Source organism: Novosphingobium kunmingense, assembly GCF_002813245.1.
Taxonomy (GTDB): Bacteria; Pseudomonadota; Alphaproteobacteria; order Sphingomonadales; family Sphingomonadaceae; genus Novosphingobium; species Novosphingobium kunmingense.
On the sequence record NZ_PHUF01000002.1, the window covers coordinates 1,004,341 to 1,023,844 of the forward strand.

Below are 19,504 nucleotides of genomic sequence, written 5' to 3' on the forward strand. Positions count from 1 at the left end.
GGTCATAACAGCGCGCGGCTGAACGCAATGTCAACCGGGCCGCTTGAATGACCCGATACGAAAAAAAGAGGGGAAGGGTCCGCCGCAGCGGCGCCCTTCCCCCGTTCAGTCTGCAAGTCGCGTTACGGGTCGCGTATCATCACGCGGCTTGCTGCCCGGCGTGCTTCAGAACGTGAAGCGCAGCCCGGCGGTAATCGCATCGGTCTTGAGCTTGTCGATCTCGAAGCCCGAAGCCGCATCGTATTCGACCACGGTGCGGCCGATCTGGCGGTGGCGGTAGTCGACAGTGACGGCGACGGCATCGCTGACGTTCAGCGCCACGCCGGCGCCAAGCTGCCAGGCGAACTTGCCCTTGCCTTCGCCGTCGACCTCGAAGCCGGCGATGCCGACACCGCCGCCGGCGTAGGGGACGATGGTGTCGCCGATCGGCAGGTCGAGCCACAGGTTGCCCATGGCCGAGAGCTGGCGGATGCGCGAGCCGTCGAAGATGAAGGTGTTGCCACTGCCGCCGCAGGTGTCGGCTTCGAGGTAGTCGCACACGTCGACGCGGTCGGCGGCGGTCAGCGTGACGTTGGTGCCGTTGAGCTGGTTGAAGGTCAGGCTCTGGATCTTGTGGCGCGCATAGTCCACCTCGACGTCGGCGCGGACCATGCCGAAATCGTAGCCGATCGTGCCGCCGAAGGTGACCGCGCTCTTGGCATCGATGCTGGCCGTGGCGGTATCGCGGGTGCCGGTACCGCCGAAGGTGCCGCCCGCATCGTAATAGGTCACGACGGGATCGGACAGGGTGGCGCTGCCGACGCGGGCAGCTACATAGAAGCCGCCATCGTCGGCGTTCTGGGCCTGGGCTGCGGTGGCAGCGGCAAGGCTGGTGAACGCGACGAGCGCGGATGCAACAATACGCATAGAAAACTCCCCTTGTCGCGCTGCCGCTTGGAACTCGGTGGTTGGCAGCACGTGAGGCGCGCCTAGCCGCAACGACCCGCGGCGCGCATCACCCAGATGGGGGACGAAATGCCGCGAACCGAAAAAATCTCTTACGGAATCAAGATGGATAGCTTAGCCACGCGCGGATGCAGGCCGGACGCTTCCATCTTGCCGAACTCTACGACGCGGTCGTCGACGACGAACAGTTCGCCGATCTGCCCAACCGCCTGGCGCAGCATTTCGGCGCCCGCTCCGCCGTCATCCACTGGCTCGACGGGAATGCCCGGTCCATGGTGGATGCGCACTCCTCGTACTTCACGGCCGAGCATTTCCAGCTCTATGCCCGATCCTATGCCCAGCACGACGTCTGGACTCAGGCGGCGCTGGGGCCGGCCCACCGCAACCGCGCCTGGAACACCTCCGACCTCGTCAGCTCGAAGGATCTCGAAGCCAGCCTGTTCTACAACGAATGGATCCTGGGCATGGGCGACGACACCTATCACTGCATCGGCGCGGTGATGGAGACCGAGCACGGCTTCGGGATCATCGGCATGCACCGCGGCCTTGGCCAGGGCGATTTCGAGGCCGCCAATGTCAAGCGGCTCGACCGGACGCTCAACCACCTGCGCCGCGCCATCACCATCCGCTCGGCCCTGATCGGACGCCAGCGCGAGGTCGACAGCTGGCAGCAGATCTTCGCGCGCAGCGCCGCGCCGGCGCTGATCGTCGACCGCAGCGGACGGCTGCGCCTGGCCAACGATGCCGCCGGGCTGGTGCTGTCGTCGGGCGCGCGCCTGTCAAGCCGCGGCGGGCGGATCGCGCCGAAGGGCAGCCGGCAGGCGGACACCTTTGCCCAGCTCCTCGCCCGCGCGACCGATCCGGCCCTGCCCCAGGCCTGCCAAGGCACCTTCGGGACGGCGCCGCACGCGCTGTGGATCGCCGAGTTCCTGCCGCTGGTCAGCGGCCACCTCGCCGGTTGCGCGATGGTCACGATCATCGACCGCGGGGTGGGCAGCGGGCGCGGCAACCTGCACGCGCTGCTGCAGGGGGTCCACGGCCTGACCCGCGCCGAGGCCGAGGTGGCGGGCGCCCTGGCCGATGGCCTTGCGATCGAGCAGATCGCCGCCGCGCGCGGCAGCGCGGTCCAAACGGTGCGCAGTCAGGTCAAGCAGGTGATGGCCAAGACCGGCACCCACCGCCAGGGCGAAGTGGTCGCGCTGGTGCTGCGCCTCGCCCTCAACTGACGTCGGCGGATCAGATCGCCCTGGTGCCCGGCGCGTGCTTCTGCATCAGCGCATAGGCCTTCTGGTACCATTCGCTGCCGGGATAGTTCGAGCCAAGCACCGCGGCCGACTTCTGCGCCTCTTCCGGGATGCCGAGGGCCAGGTTCGATTCGACCAGGCGGAACAGCGCCTCGGGCGTGTGGCTGGTGGTCTGGTAGTTGTCGACCACGTTGCGGAAGCGCAGCGCCGCGGCCAGCCAGCGCCCCGACCGTTCGTAGAACCGGCCGATGTCCATTTCCTTGCCGGCGAGGTGATCGTTGACCAGGTCCAGCTTCAGCCGCGCATCGTCGGCATAGCGGGTGTTGGGATAGCGCCGCACCACTTCGGTCAGCGCGTCCTTGGCCAGCAGGGTGTTCTTCTGGTCGCGCGCCACGTCGCTGATCTGCTCGTAATAGCTGAGCGCGATCAGGTAGTAGGCGTAGGGCGCGTCGCGGTTGCCGGGGTGGATCGACAGGAAGCGCTGCGACGACTGGATCGCCTTGGTGTAATCGCGCGCCGCGTAATAGGAAAACGCGCTCATCAGCTGGGCGCGGCGGGCCCAGGGCGAATAGGGATGCTGGCGCTCGACCTCGTCGAACAGCGCGGCGGCGACCTTGGTGTCGCCGGCGTCGAGCTTGTCCTTGGCCGCGGTGTAGAGCGTGTCGACGTCGCGCGCGACGAAAGCCGTATCCTTCGGCCCGCCGCCGCGTCCGCCGCATCCCGCTGTGAGCAGCATGGCCCCGCCCGCAGCGGCAAGAATGGCAAGCTTTACAGGCGAACGGGCAGCGTCACGGGCGATCATGGGGCAAGCCTATAGCCAGACCCTGGCTGAACGCCAAGTGAAAGACTGTGGGCAAAAGCGCCTCCGCGCGCGCCGGCCCGCCGCCGCCGCCACGGACCCGATCGCGGCGCTGTCCTACACCCCTGCCAGCGTGGCATGATCGCCGATCCCCCTCTCCCAAGGACCGCCCCCATGACCATCGACAAACGCCGCGCAGTCCCCCGCGCCGGCCAGCTTCCCGCCTTTGCCCCCGTCCCCCGCCAGTGCCAGCGCCACGACGGCTGGACCGAGGAGCGGCAGCGCCGCTTCATCGAGGCGCTGGCCGACACCGGCAGCGTCAAGGCCGCCGCCCACCGCGTCAACATGACCCCCGAAGGCGCCTACATGCTGCGCCGCCATCCCGAGGGCGCCAGCTTTCGCAAGGCGTGGGAGGCCGCCCTCGCCCTCGGGGTCCAGCAATTGGAGGATATCGCCATGGAGCGCGCCCTTCATGGCACCGAAGTGCCGGTCTATTCCTATGGCAAGCTGATCGGCAGCCGCGTGGTCCACAACGACCGCCTGGTCATGTTCCTGCTGAGGAACCGCGCGCCCGCCCGCTTCGCCGCCGACGGCCGCGTGACGGCGCGGCGCGGCACCCTGTTCGATCCGGCCGAGGCCAACCGCCTTTCCCGCCTCAAGAAGCAGTGGCGCAAGGAATGGGAGGAAGAACGCGCCGCCAAGGCCCGCCGCGCCAGCGAAGCGGTGCTCGCCGGCCTCCACGCCAAGCTGCAGCGTATGGCCGACAACCACGCCGCCGCGATGAGCGAGCGCACCCGCGCACTCTACCGCGCCTGGCAAGAGGCCGCCGCCGAGGACGAGTGCGGCGCCAGGATCGGCCGGAACGGCGCGGCGGGCGATCGCGAAGTAGCGGGCGAAGTCGCTGGCGATGATGAAAGCGGAGCTGGCTTCATCGCTCTGATAGAGAAGCATAAATCCGGCGCGGATTGACTTGACCGTCCCGGCTCAGCTTATGTGGCCGCAAAACACGGTCGCCAGCTGAAGGATCCAACCGGGGGGCCGTCCGTTCGTGCAGTTACTATCGCGTGCCGCGCGGCGGCTCGAACAGTTTCCCGATAGCCCGGCCTGGTTCGAACGGCATCTCGGCTCACCGGTGCGACAGGCGCTCGTGCTGCTCCTCGTCGGTCTCGCCCTGCGTATAGCGACCTTCGGCGATCCCAACCTGCACGTAGACGAAGCGTGGTATTTTCTCGTCGGCCACGAGATGCACCATGGCGCCATCCCTTATGTAACGATATGGGATCGCAAGCCAGTCGGGCTATTCCTGCTCTACTATCTGTTTGCCGGTATTTCGACCAGCGTGCTGGCCTATCAGATCCCGGCCTTGCTGTTCGCCAGCGCCACGGCCTGGGTCATCGCCCGCATCGCCGCGCGCTTGACCGGGGCGCAGGGGGCGGTGCTGGCCGGGGCGAGCTATCTGCTGATGCTTGGCCCGCTCGAAGGGTTCGGCGGGCAGACCCCGGTGTTCTACAACCTGCTGATCGCCGGGGCCGCCTGGCTGGTGCTGCAATCGCTGGACGCGCTGGATGCGGGCCGCCCGGGCTGGCGCATGGTCGCGGCCATGGCGCTGGCCGGCACGGCGCTGACCTTCAAACAGACGACGATGTTCGAGGCCGCGTTCCTCGGCCTGTTCGCCGCCTGGCGGCTGTGGCGCAGCCCCGCACCGCGCCGATTGACCTGTCTTTGGGTTGCGCTCTGGATTGCGGTCGGCGCTGCGCCGACCCTGGCGTGCGCCGCCTGGTATTCCGGTGCCGGTTACTGGTCCGAGTACTGGCAGGCGATGTACTATTCCAATGTGCGAAAATCGAGCACGCAACCGCTTGAGTTGGTACTAAACATTTCCAGGTTTGTCCTCGCCACATATCCGCTCTGGGGGCTTTATTTATTGAGCCTGTTGGCTTCCGAAGAGAAAAACAAGAAGACCATCGCCACGCGCTTCTGCACACTTTGGATAGCGTCGAGCATGTGCGGAATTGCGATTATTCCGAATTTTTACGTTCACTACGCAATTCCTATCGTTTCTCCATTCCTATTATACATATCGCTTATTTTTGACCGCAGGGATATTGGATTTTTTTGCTTCACATTTGTTTTATTGTTTACGATGGTCCTATTCAATCCGGCCAATCGGCTGGACAGGAAATCGTCGATTGAATCGACCCATGCCATGGTTCGCGATATCGCCGCAAATCGGACAAGAGGCGGACTCTTCGTCTTTGACGGCCCAAGTTACGTCTACGCCATCGCCGAAGAACGACCACCAGGGCGTCTCGTCTTCCCGTATCATTTCAGCCAGGGGGATGAACGGAATGTCAGTCACATCGACACGGCGGCCGAAACAAGAAGGATTCTGAGAAACAAACCAGAATTTGTCATGCTGGCGCCATTCGACATCACATACCCGTCCAACGTGGAAACGCGGCAAATGGTCGAGACTTATGTTTTCAGCAGGTGCACGCTTCTAGATACTCAATTGATGTACGATATCTACGAAACGACGCTCATAGGTTTATGGGGAAAATGCAAAGACGGTCCAGGTTACATCGACTATTGACTATTTTCCTCAAGTAATGGCCTTTTACTTATTGAATCGGACTCTTGTCTTCGGCATCGATGACCGCTCGATTAAAGACGCCGTTACTCCTCGCCCATCCTGAGCGCAGCAATAAACGCCTCCTGCGGGATCTGGACGTTGCCATACTCGCGCATCCGCGCCTTGCCCTTCTTCTGCTTTTCCAGCAGCTTTTTCTTGCGGGTGATGTCGCCGCCATAACACTTGGCGGTGACGTCCTTGCGCATGGCGCTGATGGTTTCGCGTGCCACGACCTTGCCGCCGATCGCGGCCTGGATCGGGATCTTGAACAGGTGGCGGGGGATCAGGTCCTTCAGCCGTTCGCACATGTGGCGGCCGCGTTCCTCGGCGGCCGAGCGGTGGACGATCATCGACAGCGCGTCGACCGGCTCGTTGTTGACCAGGATCGACATCTTGACCAGGTCGCCTTCGCGCAGGCCGATCTGTTCGTAATCGAAGCTGGCATAGCCGCGGCTGATGCTTTTCAGGCGGTCGTAGAAATCGAACACCACTTCGTTGAGCGGCAGTTCGTAGGTCACCTGGGCGCGGCCGCCGACGTAGGTGAGGTTGGTCTGGATGCCGCGGCGGTCCTGGCAGAGCTTGAGGATCGAGCCGAGGTATTCGTCCGGCGTGTAGATCACCGCCTTGATCCACGGTTCGTCGATCTGTTCGATCCGGCTGGGATCAGGGTAGTCGGCCGGGTTGTGGAGCAGGATCTCGCGCGCGTCGTCGGTCTTCGATTTCCTGAGTTCGATGCGGTAGACGACCGATGGCGCCGTGGTGATGAGATCGAGATCGTATTCGCGGGTCAGGCGTTCCTGGATGATTTCCAGGTGGAGCAGTCCGAGGAAGCCGCAGCGGAAGCCGAAGCCCAGCGCCGCGCTCGATTCCATTTCGAAACTGAACGAGGCGTCGTTGAGGCGCAGCTTGGCGATGGACTCGCGCAGCTTCTCGAAATCGGCGGCGTCGACCGGGAACAGCCCGCAGAACACCACCGGCTGGACTTCCTTGAAGCCGGGGAGCGCTTGGGTGGCGCCGGCCTTGACCGTGGTGATGGTGTCGCCGACCTTGGCCTGGGCGACTTCCTTGATCTGGGCGGTGATGAAGCCGATCTCGCCCGGGCCGAGTTCGGGCAGGTGTTCGATCTTGGGCGTCATGCAGCCGACGCGGTCGATCAGGTGTTCGGTGCCGCCGGCCATGAACTTGACCTGGAGGCCCTTCCTGATGACCCCGTCGATCACGCGCACGAGGATGACGACGCCGAGGTAAGGATCGTACCAGCTGTCGACCAGCATGGCTTTGAGCGGCGCATCGCGGTCGCCCTTCGGCGGCGGGATTTTCGTGACCACGGCCTCGAGCACTTCGGCGATGCCGATGCCGGACTTGGCGCTGGTGAGGACGGCTTCGCTCGCGTCGAGGCCGATGATCTCCTCGATCTCGGCCTTGACCTTGTCGGGTTCGGCGGCGGGGAGGTCGATCTTGTTGATGACGGGGACGATCTCGTGGTCGTGCTCGATCGACTGGTAGACGTTGGCAAGGGTCTGCGCCTCGACCCCCTGCGCGGCGTCGACGACGAGCAGCGCGCCTTCGCAGGCGGCGAGGCTGCGCGAGACCTCGTAGGCGAAGTCGACGTGGCCGGGGGTGTCCATCAGGTTGAGCTCGTAGTCGAGCCCGTCCTTCGCGGTGTACTTGAGGCGCACGGTCTGCGCCTTGATGGTGATCCCGCGCTCCTTCTCGATGTCCATGTTATCAAGGACTTGCGCGCTCATCTCGCGCTCGGTCAGGCCGCCGGTGTACTGGATCAGGCGGTCGGCCAGGGTCGACTTGCCGTGGTCGATGTGCGCGATGATGCTGAAGTTGCGGATTCGGGACAGATCGGTCATCCCGCCCCCCTAGCCGCAGTCCCGCGCTCTGTCAGCCCTGACGGATCAGGCCAGCTTGGAAGGTTTGCTTTTGGGGTCGATCTGCCCGAACTTGGGAATGGTAATGCCCATCCCCGGCTGCTGCATCAGCTGCATCGGATATTGTCCCGGCGGCAGGGCAGCGAGGGGCATCCCCGCCTGAGCCAGCACATAGGGCGACACGCGGTGGCGGGTGCAAAGCCCTCCAGCTCCGTCGTCGACCATCTGCTGCTCGAACTCGAGGCCCTGCATCACGCCGGCGCTGCGGCGCACGACGGCAACTGCCAGCTGCCCTTCCCCGAAATCGACCACGAACTGGGTCCCGGCGGGAACGTCGACCAGTCCTTCGACCATGCAGCCACTGCGCGACAGGTTGCGCATGGTCACCTCGTAGCGATGATCCTCGTGGATCAGGCCGACCTTGCGCAGCACGGTGCGCCGTTCGGGGCGGTATTTGCTCGGGCCATCGGGCTCGATCACCCATTCGCCGCTGATCATAGCTTCGCAGACATCTTCGAGCGAGACGGCCGTTGCGTAGATGAAGCCCTGGATCTGCTTGACCCGCAAACGGCGCATTTCCTCAAGCTCGTCGTGGGCCTCGATGCCTTCGGCGGTGGTGTCCATGCCGAGGGCTTCGGCGAGGCTGACGATCGAGGCGATGATCGCTCCGTTGCGATTTCCCTCTTCGGTCACGCCGCGGATGAAAGCCTTGTCGATCTTGATCTTGTCGAAGGGCGCATGCTGCAGATAGGAAAGCGAAGAATAGCCAGTACCGAAGTCGTCCAGGGCCAGACGCACCCCTAGCATCTTGAGCTGGGAGAACATCTCTTCGGTCGAGGCCTGATCGCCGAGAAAGATCGACTCGGTGAGCTCGAGCTCTAGTCGCTCTGGCGGCAGTTCGGAATGCGCCAAAGCCTGTGCAACAAGGCTTGCAAAGCCCGGGTTGGCGAACTGTGCCGCGGAAACGTTGACTGCAACCCTGACATTGCCCGGCAGTAGGGCCGCGTCAATGCAGGATTGCTTGAGCACCCAGTCTCCCAAGGCACCGATCAGGTTGGCTTCTTCCGCGATCGGGATGAACACACCTGGCGGCACGTCGCCCAGTTCCGGGTGTTCCCAGCGGCTGAACGCCTCGAGCGTGACGACCTTGTTAGTCTTGGTGTCTACGATCGGCTGATAGGCCACGCGCATCTGGTCGTTGGCCAAGGCGTCCCGGAGGTCTTCCTCGATCTGCCGGCGCCGTTCGGCCTCATTGTGGAGATCGCTCGAATAGAACCGGAACTGGCCGCGCCCGCCGCCCTTGGAGGCATAGAGCGCAAGGTCTGCCGATCGGATCAGTTCGTCGCTGCCAACCCCGTCATAGGGGGCAATGGCAATGCCCACCGAAGCGCCGATCACGCAGCGGCTGCCATCGATCGAATAGGGCTGCGACAGCATGTTGATCACGGTCTTGGCGATCTCGCCCAGGCGGCCCCGGTCGTCGATGTCCGGCAGAATAATCTGGAACTCGTCCCCGCCCAGCCGACCGATCTCGCAGCCTTTTTCCTGGACCGAGCGCTGCAGCCGCTGCGCCACCTGCTTCAGCAATTCGTCACCCGCAGGGTGGCCGAGCGTATCGTTGACCTGCTTGAACCGGTCGAGGTCGAGCATCATTACCGCGCAGGATCGCTTGGCCGCACGGTAGGCGGTGAGCGTCGCTTCAAGGCGCTTGCCCATCCGGTGCCGGTTCGCGAGCCCCGTCAGCGAATCGTATTGCGCCAGACGAGATGCGTCGCGCTGGCTTTGCCGAGACGCGGTCACGTCGACGCCGTTGCCGTTGTAGCCCAGGAAGCGGCCTTCGCCGTCAAACTGCGGACGCCCGGCGATCGACCACCAGATTTCGGTCGAGCTGTTCTCGGCCCGTACCTGAAGGTCGTTGAAGGTCTTTCGCGCGCTGAAGATCAGCGGAAGGGTGCGCTCCGACCCGCTGTCTTCGGTGCGGTCGAGCACGAACAGCGACTGGACGGGCTGGCCGATCAATTCGGCGCGCGAGCGACCCATTTTCTGGGCGACAATGTCGGATACGTACGTAATGCGACCCTGCTCGTTGCTTGACCAGAACCACCCGATTCCCGATTCCTCGTAGTCACGCAGAAGGACGATCGCCTGGTGCTGCTCAAGCTCGGTTAGCTGCTCGGAACCACGCGCAGATCCGCCTCTCCCTCCGAAAAGGTTCTTGAAGCGACCGAGTGTGTTTTCCGAAGGTCCCATTTGCTTGTTTTCGTTCATCCGGTTCTGCTGGTCGGCGACTGTTCAAGTGCTAACCAGACATGGTTTCGAAATGCCTAATGTAGTCGCAATGGCGTTCTGCCCGTCGTCATCCCGACGCCTTCCGCAAAATCCTCTCGCCAACAACTGGTTGTGGCCGCGAAAGTACCGCGATTCGTCCGCTGGCATCGACCTCGAGCGGCGTCGAAAATTCGACCCCCATCCGGTCTTCCTGGCACCAGCGGGCCGTTGCCGTCACCGCCATTCCTTCGGCGAGGAATATCTTGAAAATGGTGCCGGGGGGCACGTTCCATAGGCCCTCCACCATCGCACCTGTGGCAGAAAGGTTGCGTATAGTGCCGTGATAGGTCTGACCGCCATGCTCGAGCATGATCCTGCGTAGCATGGCGTGGCGCACTGCCCGCGCCGCCCGCGGACCGCGCGCTATGGCAGTGATTCCTTCACCGAGCTTCTTGGTCGCCTGAGCCAGGCTCAGCGGCTGCTCGTAGATGAACCCTTGGATGTGACTGCAACCCTGCATCCGGACAAAGTCGAGCTCGTCCAGCGTTTCGACACCTTCCGCGGTCGTTTCCATGCCTAGCGCCTCGGCCAGACTGACGATCGAAGCGATAATCGCGCCATTGCGGCTGCCGGCGATCGTTGCGCCGCGCACGAAACTCTGGTCGATCTTGATCTTGTCGAAGGGAGCTTTCTTCAAATAGCCGAGGGAAGAATAGCCGGTCCCAAAATCATCCAGAGCGAGACGGACACCCACCCGTTTGAGCGCGGCGAACATCGCATCGGTGCCGGCATCGTCGTTGAGGAACACGCTTTCGGTGATTTCGAGTTCAACCCGCGAAGGTTCGATTTGCGCAGCCGCCAGCGCACTGGTTATGATCGCGGGTAGATTGGGGTTGGCAAACTGCAAGGCCGACACATTGACAGCAACGCGTATGCCTTCGGGCCAGGCCGAAAGATCGTGACAGGCCGTCCGCAACACCCATTCTCCGATCTGGGTGATCAGGCCGGAATCTTCGGCGATCGGGATGAATTTGCCTGGCGACAGCGGCCCGCGCTCAGGATGGTTCCAGCGCAGAAGCGCTTCGAAACCGGTGATCCGTTCGGTAGATGTGTGGACGATCGGTTGATAATACAGTTCCAGACCCCCGTGGATCAGGGCATCGCGCAGATCCTGCTCGAGCTGGCGCCGTTCCTCGGCGTCGCTGTGAAGGTCGGCGGCGTAGAAGTGATGGCGGCCGCGTCCGCCATCCTTTGCGGCATGTAGCGCAAGATCGGCATTGCGGATGACGGCCTCGGTGGTTACGCCGTCGGCGGGCGCCAGCGCGATGCCTAGCGACGCGCCGATAACCACCCTGTGCCCGTCTATCGAATAGGGTTCGGACAACGAATGAATGATGCCGCGTGCAAGGCGAGCCAGATCGTCCTTGTCGTGATGCCCGGCAAGAATGACTTCGAATTCGTCTCCCCCAGTACGCCCGACTTGGCCATTCCTGCCGACGGCGCGCATCAGACGCGCAGCAACCTGCGTCAGCAATAGATCGCCGGACGGATGCCCAATAGTGTCGTTGACGTGCTTGAAACGGTCGAGATCAATCAGGAATACTGCGCAGGCACGAAGGTCGACATGGGGCGCGCTCAGAATCCTTTCGAGAAGCTGCGACATCTGCAGCCTGTTTGCTAGACCGGTCAGTGTATCGATGCGGGCCAGCCGTGCGTCATGCGATCCCGCACTGCGTTCCGTCAGCTCAAAACCCGAACCGCGGAAACCCGCAAAATTGCCGAAATCATCGTAGATTGGCCGCCCATTGACTGACCAGACACGGTCTTCACCCGGGGTCGCAGCGCGCATGGCCTCATCGGCGAATGCAGACCGGGTGGTCAGGTGGCCGAGGAGCGTGCGATCGCTTCCTAGACCTTGCGCGCCCGCATCGAACAACTCGCTGAAGCGACAGCCGAGCAAAGTTTCGGGACTACGACCAAGTGCGTCGCCCACCGAGTGGGACACATAAGTGATCGCGCCGCGCCTGTCGGTTTCCCAAAACCAGACCTGCCCGGTCTGCTCGTAATCGCGTAGAATTTCCTCAGCGCGCGTCTGCTCGCGCCTGCGTTTCCGGGCGAGGTGTGAGCGTTCTCGCTGCTGCCTTTCGGAGCGCCGTACTGCGATCAGGCCAATCGCTCCGCCAATGAGCAGGACTACGACGCCACCTGCCGATGGCGCGGCAACCTGCGCTCCACCCCACAGGCCGACCAAGGCCAACACTGCCGAACGCATCCGCCGGTTGAAGATGATGCACACGACAAACGAAACCAGGGCAAGCAAGCTGGTGACGTCCTTGACCCCCGACGGCTGAAACCACGTTGTCATGACGAGGCCCGCTCCCGTCAGCAGCATGGGCAAGCCGATCGACCCTGCGGCAAGCGCGAAACGCAGGCCGGGTCTATCGATCAGCCTCTGCTCCAGGGTGATGACGCGCGGCGTTGCCGCAGCGATCGTGGCGGCGAGAAGCATCGGCAGGAGGGATGCCGGGGGTCGTAGCACAAACCCCAGCAACCCGTCCCATACGACGCAAAAAAGGATGACGCCCGCCATGTGCTGCCAGTGCGAATCCATGTAGGCCCGGCGGCTGACCGGAAGGGTAGCTGCACACTGGCTTGTGGCGTCCGCCGAAGGCCGACCCTGAGGTGCGGAGAGCGCGTCGGTGATCGCAGCGGCATCGGACGACACGTCTGCCACGCAGTCGTTCTCGCGCGCAACCGGGGCGCGTTCGGCAGGTCCGTCCTGTCTGGCGGATATGGCCGACATGGCTGCGAATATGGCCTGGTAGCACTTGCAAAAAGGTTAAATTTACCATCGCATCGCGCAGAATCGTCCGCTTTGGGGCGCGCGCATGGGCCTTCTTGAAAAGGCGCCAGGGCACGTGCATGGTATGTGCAACGATAACAAAACATGGGCAGACGGATGGCCAAGGATCGATCCCCCTGGGACAACGACGCCGCGCAATCGACGACAGCGCTCGGGCCACTGGTTGGGCTCGCGCGCGAGGACTTCGTCGGCGCGGTGGCCCTGCTTCTGCGCGAAACCGCGTCCGATCCGGCACGCACGTTGCGGCACATGCAGAGCTTCAACGAGGACGTGGTCAAGATAGTCTCGGGCAAGTCGGACCTCGCGCCCGATCCCAAGGACAAGCGCTTCATGGACCCGGCCTGGCGTTACAACCCGTTCTTCCGGGCAGGCGCACAGTATTACCTTGCGATCCAGAAAGGGATGAAAGGCTGGCTCGAAGACCTGGAACTCGACGAACTGGAGCGCGACCGCGCCAATTTCATCTCGACCATCATCATTGACAGCCTGTCGCCGACCAACACGCTGGCCGGTAATCCCACGGCGCAGAAGCGCGTGATCGACAGCGGCGGGCTGTCGCTGATCAAGGGGCTGAAAAATGCCTACAATGATATCGTCCACAACCAGGGCATGGTCAGCCAGGTGGACAAGTCGCCGTTCCGGCTGGGCGAGAACGTGGCCACATCGAAGGGGAGCGTTGTTTACCGCGACGCAATGTTCGAACTGATCCACTACGCGCCGACCACGGACGAGGTTTACGAGATACCGCAGCTGACCATTCCGCCGCAGATCAACAAGATGTACATCAACGACCTCAGCCCCGAAAAGTCGGTGGTGAAATGGCAGGTCGATAACGGCATCCAGTGCTTCGTCATTTCGTGGAAGAACCCCACCAAGGATGAGGGCATCTGGGGCATGGACGATTACATCGCCTCGTGCCTCAAGGCGGTCGACATAGTCTGCGAAATTACCGGCGCGCCAAAGGTCAACATCTCGTCGGCCTGTTCGGGCGGTCAGACGGGCGCGATCCTGGCCAGCAAGATGGCGGCGGCGGACGACAAGAGGCTGGGCGCCCTCACCTACATGGTGACGGTGCTGCACCCCAAGCAGAACGATATCGAAGCCGGGTCGCTGATGACCGAGAACGGGCTTGAACTGGCAAAGAAGCGCGCGGCCAAGGCCGGGGTGATCAAAGGCAACGATCTGGCGCGCGGCTTCGCGTGGCTACGCCCGAACGACCTGATCTGGAACTACGTAATCAACAACTACCTGATGGGCGACGATCCCCCGGCATTCGACGTGCTGTTCTGGAATGCCGATGCCACCAATCTGTCGGCAACGCTGATGGGCGATTTCCTGCACCTGTTCGAAACGCTGGCCTTCACCAAGCGCGGCGAAGTCACCATGGCCGGCCACCCGATAGACCTATCGAAAGTTCAGAGCGACCTGTTCATCCTTGGCGGCACCACCGACCACATCACCCCGTGGAAGGCCTGCTATCGCTCGACCCAGTTGTTCGGATCGAAGGACGTGACCTTCGTGCTCAGCCAGTCGGGACATATGCAGGCGATCCTTAACCCGCCCGGCAATCCCAAGGCGAAGTACTACGTGTCGAAAAGAGCGGGCAAGCCGCCGGCCGATGTTGACGACTGGCTCAAAGGAGCGGAGGAAGTCGCCGGGAGCTGGTGGCCGTTCTGGATGGACTGGGTGCAGAAGCGAGCGGGGAACAAGGTGCCGGCACCGAAATCCCTTGGCAGCAAAAAGCACCCTCCGATGGATGCGGCGCCTGGGCTCTACGTCCTCGAGCCGTGCTGAAAGGCCGCACTACAAAGTGACAATCGAAATTACCGCAACGTTCTCGATGGAAAAGGTCGGAGGAAGAACCCTGCGTGTCGCGCGCTGGCGCTGGGACATGCCGGGCGACCATCCGCCGATCCTGTTCTTCAACGGCATCGGCGCCAATATCGAGGCCGTCGCCCCACTGGCCGAGGCCCTGACCGATCGCCCCTTTATCATGTTCGACATGCCGGGCGTGGGCGGCTCGCCCGAGCCGCTGGTGCCCTACAACACCTTCACGATGAGTTGGACCGCAAGGGAGCTGCTCAAGCGTTTCGGCGCGGACACGGTCGATGTGATGGGCGTATCGTGGGGCGGTGCCATGGCGCAGCACTTCACTTTGCAATATCCCGGCACGGTGCGCCGTCTGATCCTGGCGGCGACGAGCGCGGGCATGGTCATGGTGCCGGGCAAGCCATCGGCGCTGAGCAAGATGGCCAATCCGCGGCGCTATGTCGATGCGTCCTTCATGGAGAAGCACTTCCGCACGCTCTATGGCGGACTTACCGGAGGCAAGAGCGAGCATATCAACCGCCTGACCCCACCCACGCCGCGCGGATACGTCTACCAGTTGCTGTGCATGCTGGGCTGGACCAGCGTGCCGATGCTACCGTTCCTCAAGAAGGAAGTACTGATCATGATGGGCGACGAAGACCAGATCGTGCCGCTCGCCAATGGCCGGATCCTAGAAGCGCTGATCCCGAACAGCCGGCTCGAGATTTTCGAGCAGGGCGGACACCTGTTCATGCTTACCCACCGCGAACAGACTCTTTCGTCAATTCGCGGCTTCCTCGACGCACCCGACAGGGACCAGAAGAAAGCAGCCTGACCCCATGCGCCACATCGCGATCATCGGCTCTGGCCCGGCGGGCTACTACACGGCCGAGGCCGCGCAGAAGCAATGGGGCGACGGGGTCCGGGTCGACATCTTCGACATGTTGCCGGTCCCCTATGGCCTTATCCGAACCGGCGTCGCGCCCGACCACCAGTCGATCAAGGGCGTCTCCAAGCGCTACGAAGGCACGGCGCTGACCGACAACGTGCGGTTCGTCGGCAACGTCACCATCGGCGAGGATATCAGCATAGAGGAACTGCAGGGCCTTTACGATGCGGTCGTGCTGGCCACCGGCGCGCCCAACGATCGCGCCGCAGGCATTCCCGGCGAAGCGCTCAACAATGTATTCGGCAGCGCGGCCTTCGTCGGCTGGTACAACGGTCACCCCCAGTTCGCGAAGCTCAACCCCGACCTGTCGGGCCGCAGCGCCGTGGTGATCGGCAACGGCAATGTCGCCCTCGATGTCGCGCGGATCCTCGCCAAGACGCCCGACGAGTTTTCCGGCAGCGATATCGTTGCCCATGCGCTCCACGCGCTGCAGGAGTCGAAGATCGAGCAGGTCACGATCCTCGGTCGGCGTGGTCCGCACCAGATCGCCATGACGCCCAAGGAACTAGGCGAACTGGCCCACCTCGCCCGCGCCTGCCCGCGCGTCGACGCGGCCGACCTGCCGGCCGAAGACGATGACGCCTTCCTCGAACCCGGGCAACGCAAGTCGGTGGCCCACCTGCGCAGCTTCGCCGCCATTCCCGAAGCGTTCCGCGCCGAACGGCCGGTCGATATCTGCTTCGATTTCTTCGCCAGTCCCAAGGCCATCCTTGGCACCGACAAGGTTGAGGGGCTTGAAGTGGAACGGACCGAGCTTGACAGCGATGGCCGCGCCAGCGGCACCGGCGAAGTCTATACCATCCCCTGCGACATCGTGATCACCGCGATCGGCTACAAGAGCTCACCCATCCCCGGCGTCCCGTTCGAAGAGCGCGAAGGCCGTTTCGCCAACGCCGACGGGCGCATCCTGCCCGGCCTCTATTGCGTGGGCTGGGCCCGGCGCGGCCCGTCGGGCACGATCGGCACCAACCGGCCCGACGGCTTTGCGGTGGTCGAGCGTATCGCGGAAGACATCAGCAGCGGCGCAATCCTGACCGGCGACAAGCAAGGTCGCTCCGGTTTCGACCGGCTGGCGGAGCAGCGCGCGATCGAGGTCGTCACGTTCCGCGACTGGCAGAAGATCGATGCAGCGGAAATCAGCCGCGCCCGCGACGGTTCCCCGCGCGAGAAATTCGTCGATGTCGATGAAATGATCAGGGCGCGCGACGCCTGATCGTTCGAACGCATGGTATGGCTTGCCGGGACTCGCAGTCCATGATTTAATCGTCTGGTTAAGGCGCCGACCGTGCAGTTGCCGCCAAACCTGGAGAGAGCCATGGCGACCTACGATCTTATCATACGCAACGGAACGATAGTCGACGGCAGCGGTGCCCCGCGCTTCACCGGTGACGTCGCCGTGAAGGACGGCCTAATTGCCGCTGTCGGTACGGTCCATGGCGATGCTGACGAAGTGATCGACGCCGGCGGCAAGGTCGTGGCGCCCGGCTGGGTCGATGTTCACACCCACTACGATGGCCAGGCGACCTGGGACGCGGAAATGGCCCCGTCAAGCTGGCACGGCGTGACCACGGTTGTGATGGGCAACTGCGGCGTCGGCTTCGCACCGGCAGCGCCCGATCGCCACGAATGGCTCATCCGCCTGATGGAAGGTGTCGAGGACATTCCAGGCACGGCGCTCGCGGAAGGAATGAAGTGGAACTGGGAGACGTTCCCTGAATACCTCGATGCGCTGGAAGAGATGCCCCGGACCGTCGACGTCGGCACCCACGTCCCGCACGGCGCGGTGCGGGCCTATGTGCTGGGTGACCGCGAACGTCCCGGCGCCGTTCCCACGGCCGACGACATCCGCAAGATGGCCGACATCGTCGAGGAAGGCGTTCGCGCCGGCGCGCTGGGCTTTTCGACAAGCCGCACTGTCCTGCACCGCGACATCGATGGTGAAGTGGTTCCCGGCACGACCGCTACCAAGGAAGAATTGATCGAGATCGGTCGCGCCATGGGCCGCGTCGGTTACGGGGTGTTCGAGATCGCCAGCGACATGCGCCGCGAATGGGACGAGTTTGGCTGGATGGGCGCCCTCAGCCGGGAAACCGGCCTGCCCTGCACCTTCGCCGCGCTGCAGTCGATTGCCAAGGAACAATCGCTCAACGAGCAGATCGCCAATATGCGGGCCGAAAACGACAACGGTGCCAACATCGTCGCGCAGATCGCGCTTCGCGGAAACGGGATCGTGATGGCTTGGCAGGGCACGGTGCACCCCTTCCGCCTGCGTCCCAGTTTCAAGGCTATCGCCGATCTGCCGTGGGACCAGCAAAAGGCAAGGCTGCTCGATCCGGCGTTCAAGGCGCAGCTTCTCGCCGAGGAAAGCGACTATTCCGATGTGAACCAGGACATCATCGGCCTGATCATGGTCGTTTGCGGCGGATGGGCCATGCAATACGAGATGGACCCCGATTTCAACTATGAGCCACAGGCCGACGAAAGCATTGCTGCACGCGCTGCAGCCGCTGGCGTATCGGGCGACGAATATGCCTATGACCTCCTCTGCCGCGACGATGGCCGGGGCTTCATCTATCTGCCCATCCTCAACTACGCCGACGGCAACCTCGATTTCCTCGAAGCGCTGCAGGACAGTGAGGACACGGTGAACTCGCTGTCCGATGGCGGGGCGCACTGCGGCACAATCTGCGATGCGGCCAGCCCGACCTTCATGCTTCAGCACTGGGTGCGTGACCGCAAGCGTGGGCAGAAGATCAGCCTTGAAAATGCCATCAAGCGCCAGTGCCGCGATACGGCGCGCCTATACGGCCTGGACGACCGCGGCATCCTTGCGCCCGGCTACCTTGCGGACATCAACGTCATCGACATGGACCGGATCAAGCTGGGCAAGCCGTGGCTGGCCTTCGACCTTCCGGCGGGCGGCAAGCGCCTTCTGCAACGCGCCCAAGGCTATGACTTCACTATCAAGGGCGGCGTGGTGACCTTCAAGGACGGCCAGTGGACCGGTGAAACGCCGGGCGGGCTTATCCGCGGCCCTCAGCGCGCCGACATGGCGGAAGCCGCGGAATGAGCCTGCGCGCGGTTCGCGTCGGTTCGCCTGCGACGCTCGACACCTTGCTCCCCGCCACGGCGGAGGATCCGGGCCAGCCCGGCCCCGGCGAGATCCGGGTCAGACTGGCGGCCAGTTCGCTCAACTTCCACGACTTTGCCGTGGTAAACGGGCTGATCCCGGCGGAGGCAGGGCGCATCCCGATGTCCGATGGCGCCGGCACGATCGAGGCGGTAGGAGAAGGCGTCACCGGCTTCAAGGTCGGCGACCAAGTGGTCTCGACCTTCTTTCCTGAATGGATCGACGGCGCACCGCCCGCCACGGCGTTTCGCGGCGTGCCAGGCGACGGGATCGACGGCTATGCCCGCGAAGCCGTGGTCACGCCCGAGCACTGGTTCACACGCGTTCCTGCCGGCTATTCGGCTGCCGAGGCCGCCACGCTGACCTGTGCGGGTCTGACTGCCTGGCGCGCGCTGTTCGTCGACAATGCGATCAAGCCCGGATCGACCGTGCTGATCCAGGGCAGCGGCGGGGTTTCGGTCTTCGCTCTGCAATTTGCCAAGGCGGCCGGCGCGCGAGTGATCGCAACCTCATCGTCGGACGCCAAGCTCGACCGGCTGAAGTCGCTCGGCGCGGACGATCTGATCAATTACAAGCAGACCGAAGCCTGGGGCGCCAGGGCGCTCGAATTGACCGGCGGCTCCGGAGTGGACTGCGTGGTCGAGATTGGCGGGTCGGGCACGCTCGACCAGTCGATGATGGCCACCCGCGTCGGCGGCCATGTCGCTTTGATCGGCGTGCTCGCGGGCTTTGCCGGACCGGTGCAGACCGCCCTGCTGATGGCCAAGAACCTGCGCGTCCAAGGCCTGACCGTGGGCAGCCGCGCGCATCAACTCGACATGATCCGGGGAATCGAGGCGAACGGGATCAAACCGGTCATTTCCGACCACTTCCCGCTGGAAAACCTGGCCGACGCCTTCCGTCACCAGATTGCGAACAAGCACTTCGGCAAGATCGTCGTCGACATCTGAGCAAAACGAGAAATGGGCGCCGGTCAGGGCGCCCG

General features: G+C 63.6%; 13 protein-coding genes. 8 read left to right on the forward strand and 5 right to left on the reverse strand.

Annotated elements, in window-relative coordinates:
* Positions 1-165 precede the first annotated feature (165 nt).
* Positions 166-906, reverse strand: coding sequence for an outer membrane protein (locus B0I00_RS04855; RefSeq protein WP_100866165.1), 741 nt, complete (start codon positions 904-906; stop codon positions 166-168).
* Between the two features lie 167 nt (positions 907-1,073).
* Here B0I00_RS04855 and B0I00_RS04860 point away from each other — a divergent pair, with 167 nt between their 5' ends.
* Positions 1,074-2,171 carry a helix-turn-helix transcriptional regulator gene (locus B0I00_RS04860; RefSeq protein ID WP_100866166.1) on the forward strand — a complete coding sequence of 366 codons (1,098 nt, stop codon included), beginning with the start codon at positions 1,074-1,076 and terminating at the stop codon, positions 2,169-2,171.
* A gap of 10 nt (positions 2,172-2,181) precedes the next feature.
* Here the strand turns inward: B0I00_RS04860 and B0I00_RS04865 are convergent, their stop codons facing one another.
* A complete protein-coding gene (locus B0I00_RS04865; RefSeq protein ID WP_100866167.1) occupies positions 2,182-2,991 on the reverse strand; it encodes an outer membrane protein assembly factor BamD in 810 nt (269 codons plus the stop codon).
* Positions 2,992-3,162: 171 nt separating this feature from the next.
* On the opposite strand from B0I00_RS04865, the gene B0I00_RS04870 reads away from it, so the two are divergent.
* Positions 3,163-3,957, forward strand: a complete 795-nt coding sequence (locus B0I00_RS04870; protein ID WP_100866168.1) for a hypothetical protein — start codon at positions 3,163-3,165, stop codon at positions 3,955-3,957.
* A gap of 79 nt (positions 3,958-4,036) precedes the next feature.
* Entirely contained in the window at positions 4,037-5,581 is a 1,545-nt protein-coding gene (locus B0I00_RS04875) for an ArnT family glycosyltransferase (protein WP_157812469.1), read from the forward strand.
* Between the two features lie 83 nt (positions 5,582-5,664).
* Here the strand turns inward: B0I00_RS04875 and lepA are convergent, their stop codons facing one another.
* From lepA to B0I00_RS04890, 3 genes are all read right to left on the reverse strand, one after another.
* Positions 5,665-7,482, reverse strand: a complete 1,818-nt coding sequence (lepA, locus tag B0I00_RS04880) for a translation elongation factor 4 (protein WP_100866170.1) — start codon at positions 7,480-7,482, stop codon at positions 5,665-5,667.
* Between the two features lie 45 nt (positions 7,483-7,527).
* Positions 7,528-9,768, reverse strand: coding sequence for a putative bifunctional diguanylate cyclase/phosphodiesterase (locus tag B0I00_RS04885; RefSeq protein ID WP_100866171.1), 2,241 nt, complete (start codon positions 9,766-9,768; stop codon positions 7,528-7,530).
* A gap of 88 nt (positions 9,769-9,856) precedes the next feature.
* Positions 9,857-12,571, reverse strand: coding sequence for an EAL domain-containing protein (locus tag B0I00_RS04890; RefSeq protein ID WP_232730113.1), 2,715 nt, complete (start codon positions 12,569-12,571; stop codon positions 9,857-9,859).
* Between the two features lie 144 nt (positions 12,572-12,715).
* On the opposite strand from B0I00_RS04890, the gene B0I00_RS04895 reads away from it, so the two are divergent.
* The 5 genes from B0I00_RS04895 to B0I00_RS04915 all read left to right on the forward strand — a co-directional run bounded on the left by B0I00_RS04895 (position 12,716) and on the right by B0I00_RS04915 (position 19,469).
* A complete protein-coding gene (locus B0I00_RS04895; RefSeq protein WP_232730114.1) occupies positions 12,716-14,425 on the forward strand; it encodes a PHA/PHB synthase family protein in 1,710 nt (569 codons plus the stop codon).
* A 16-nt stretch (positions 14,426-14,441) separates the two neighbouring features.
* The gene (locus B0I00_RS04900) at positions 14,442-15,275 is read left to right on the forward strand and encodes an alpha/beta fold hydrolase (RefSeq protein WP_232730115.1); all 834 of its coding nucleotides are present in this window, start codon (positions 14,442-14,444) and stop codon (positions 15,273-15,275) included.
* A 4-nt stretch (positions 15,276-15,279) separates the two neighbouring features.
* Positions 15,280-16,602 carry an FAD-dependent oxidoreductase gene (locus tag B0I00_RS04905; protein ID WP_100866174.1) on the forward strand — a complete coding sequence of 441 codons (1,323 nt, stop codon included), beginning with the start codon at positions 15,280-15,282 and terminating at the stop codon, positions 16,600-16,602.
* Between the two features lie 102 nt (positions 16,603-16,704).
* A complete protein-coding gene (locus B0I00_RS04910; protein WP_100866175.1) occupies positions 16,705-18,459 on the forward strand; it encodes an N-acyl-D-amino-acid deacylase family protein in 1,755 nt (584 codons plus the stop codon).
* Between the two features lie 2 nt (positions 18,460-18,461).
* Positions 18,462-19,469, forward strand: a complete 1,008-nt coding sequence (locus B0I00_RS04915; protein WP_100866509.1) for a zinc-dependent alcohol dehydrogenase family protein — start codon at positions 18,462-18,464, stop codon at positions 19,467-19,469.
* Positions 19,470-19,504 lie beyond the last annotated feature (35 nt).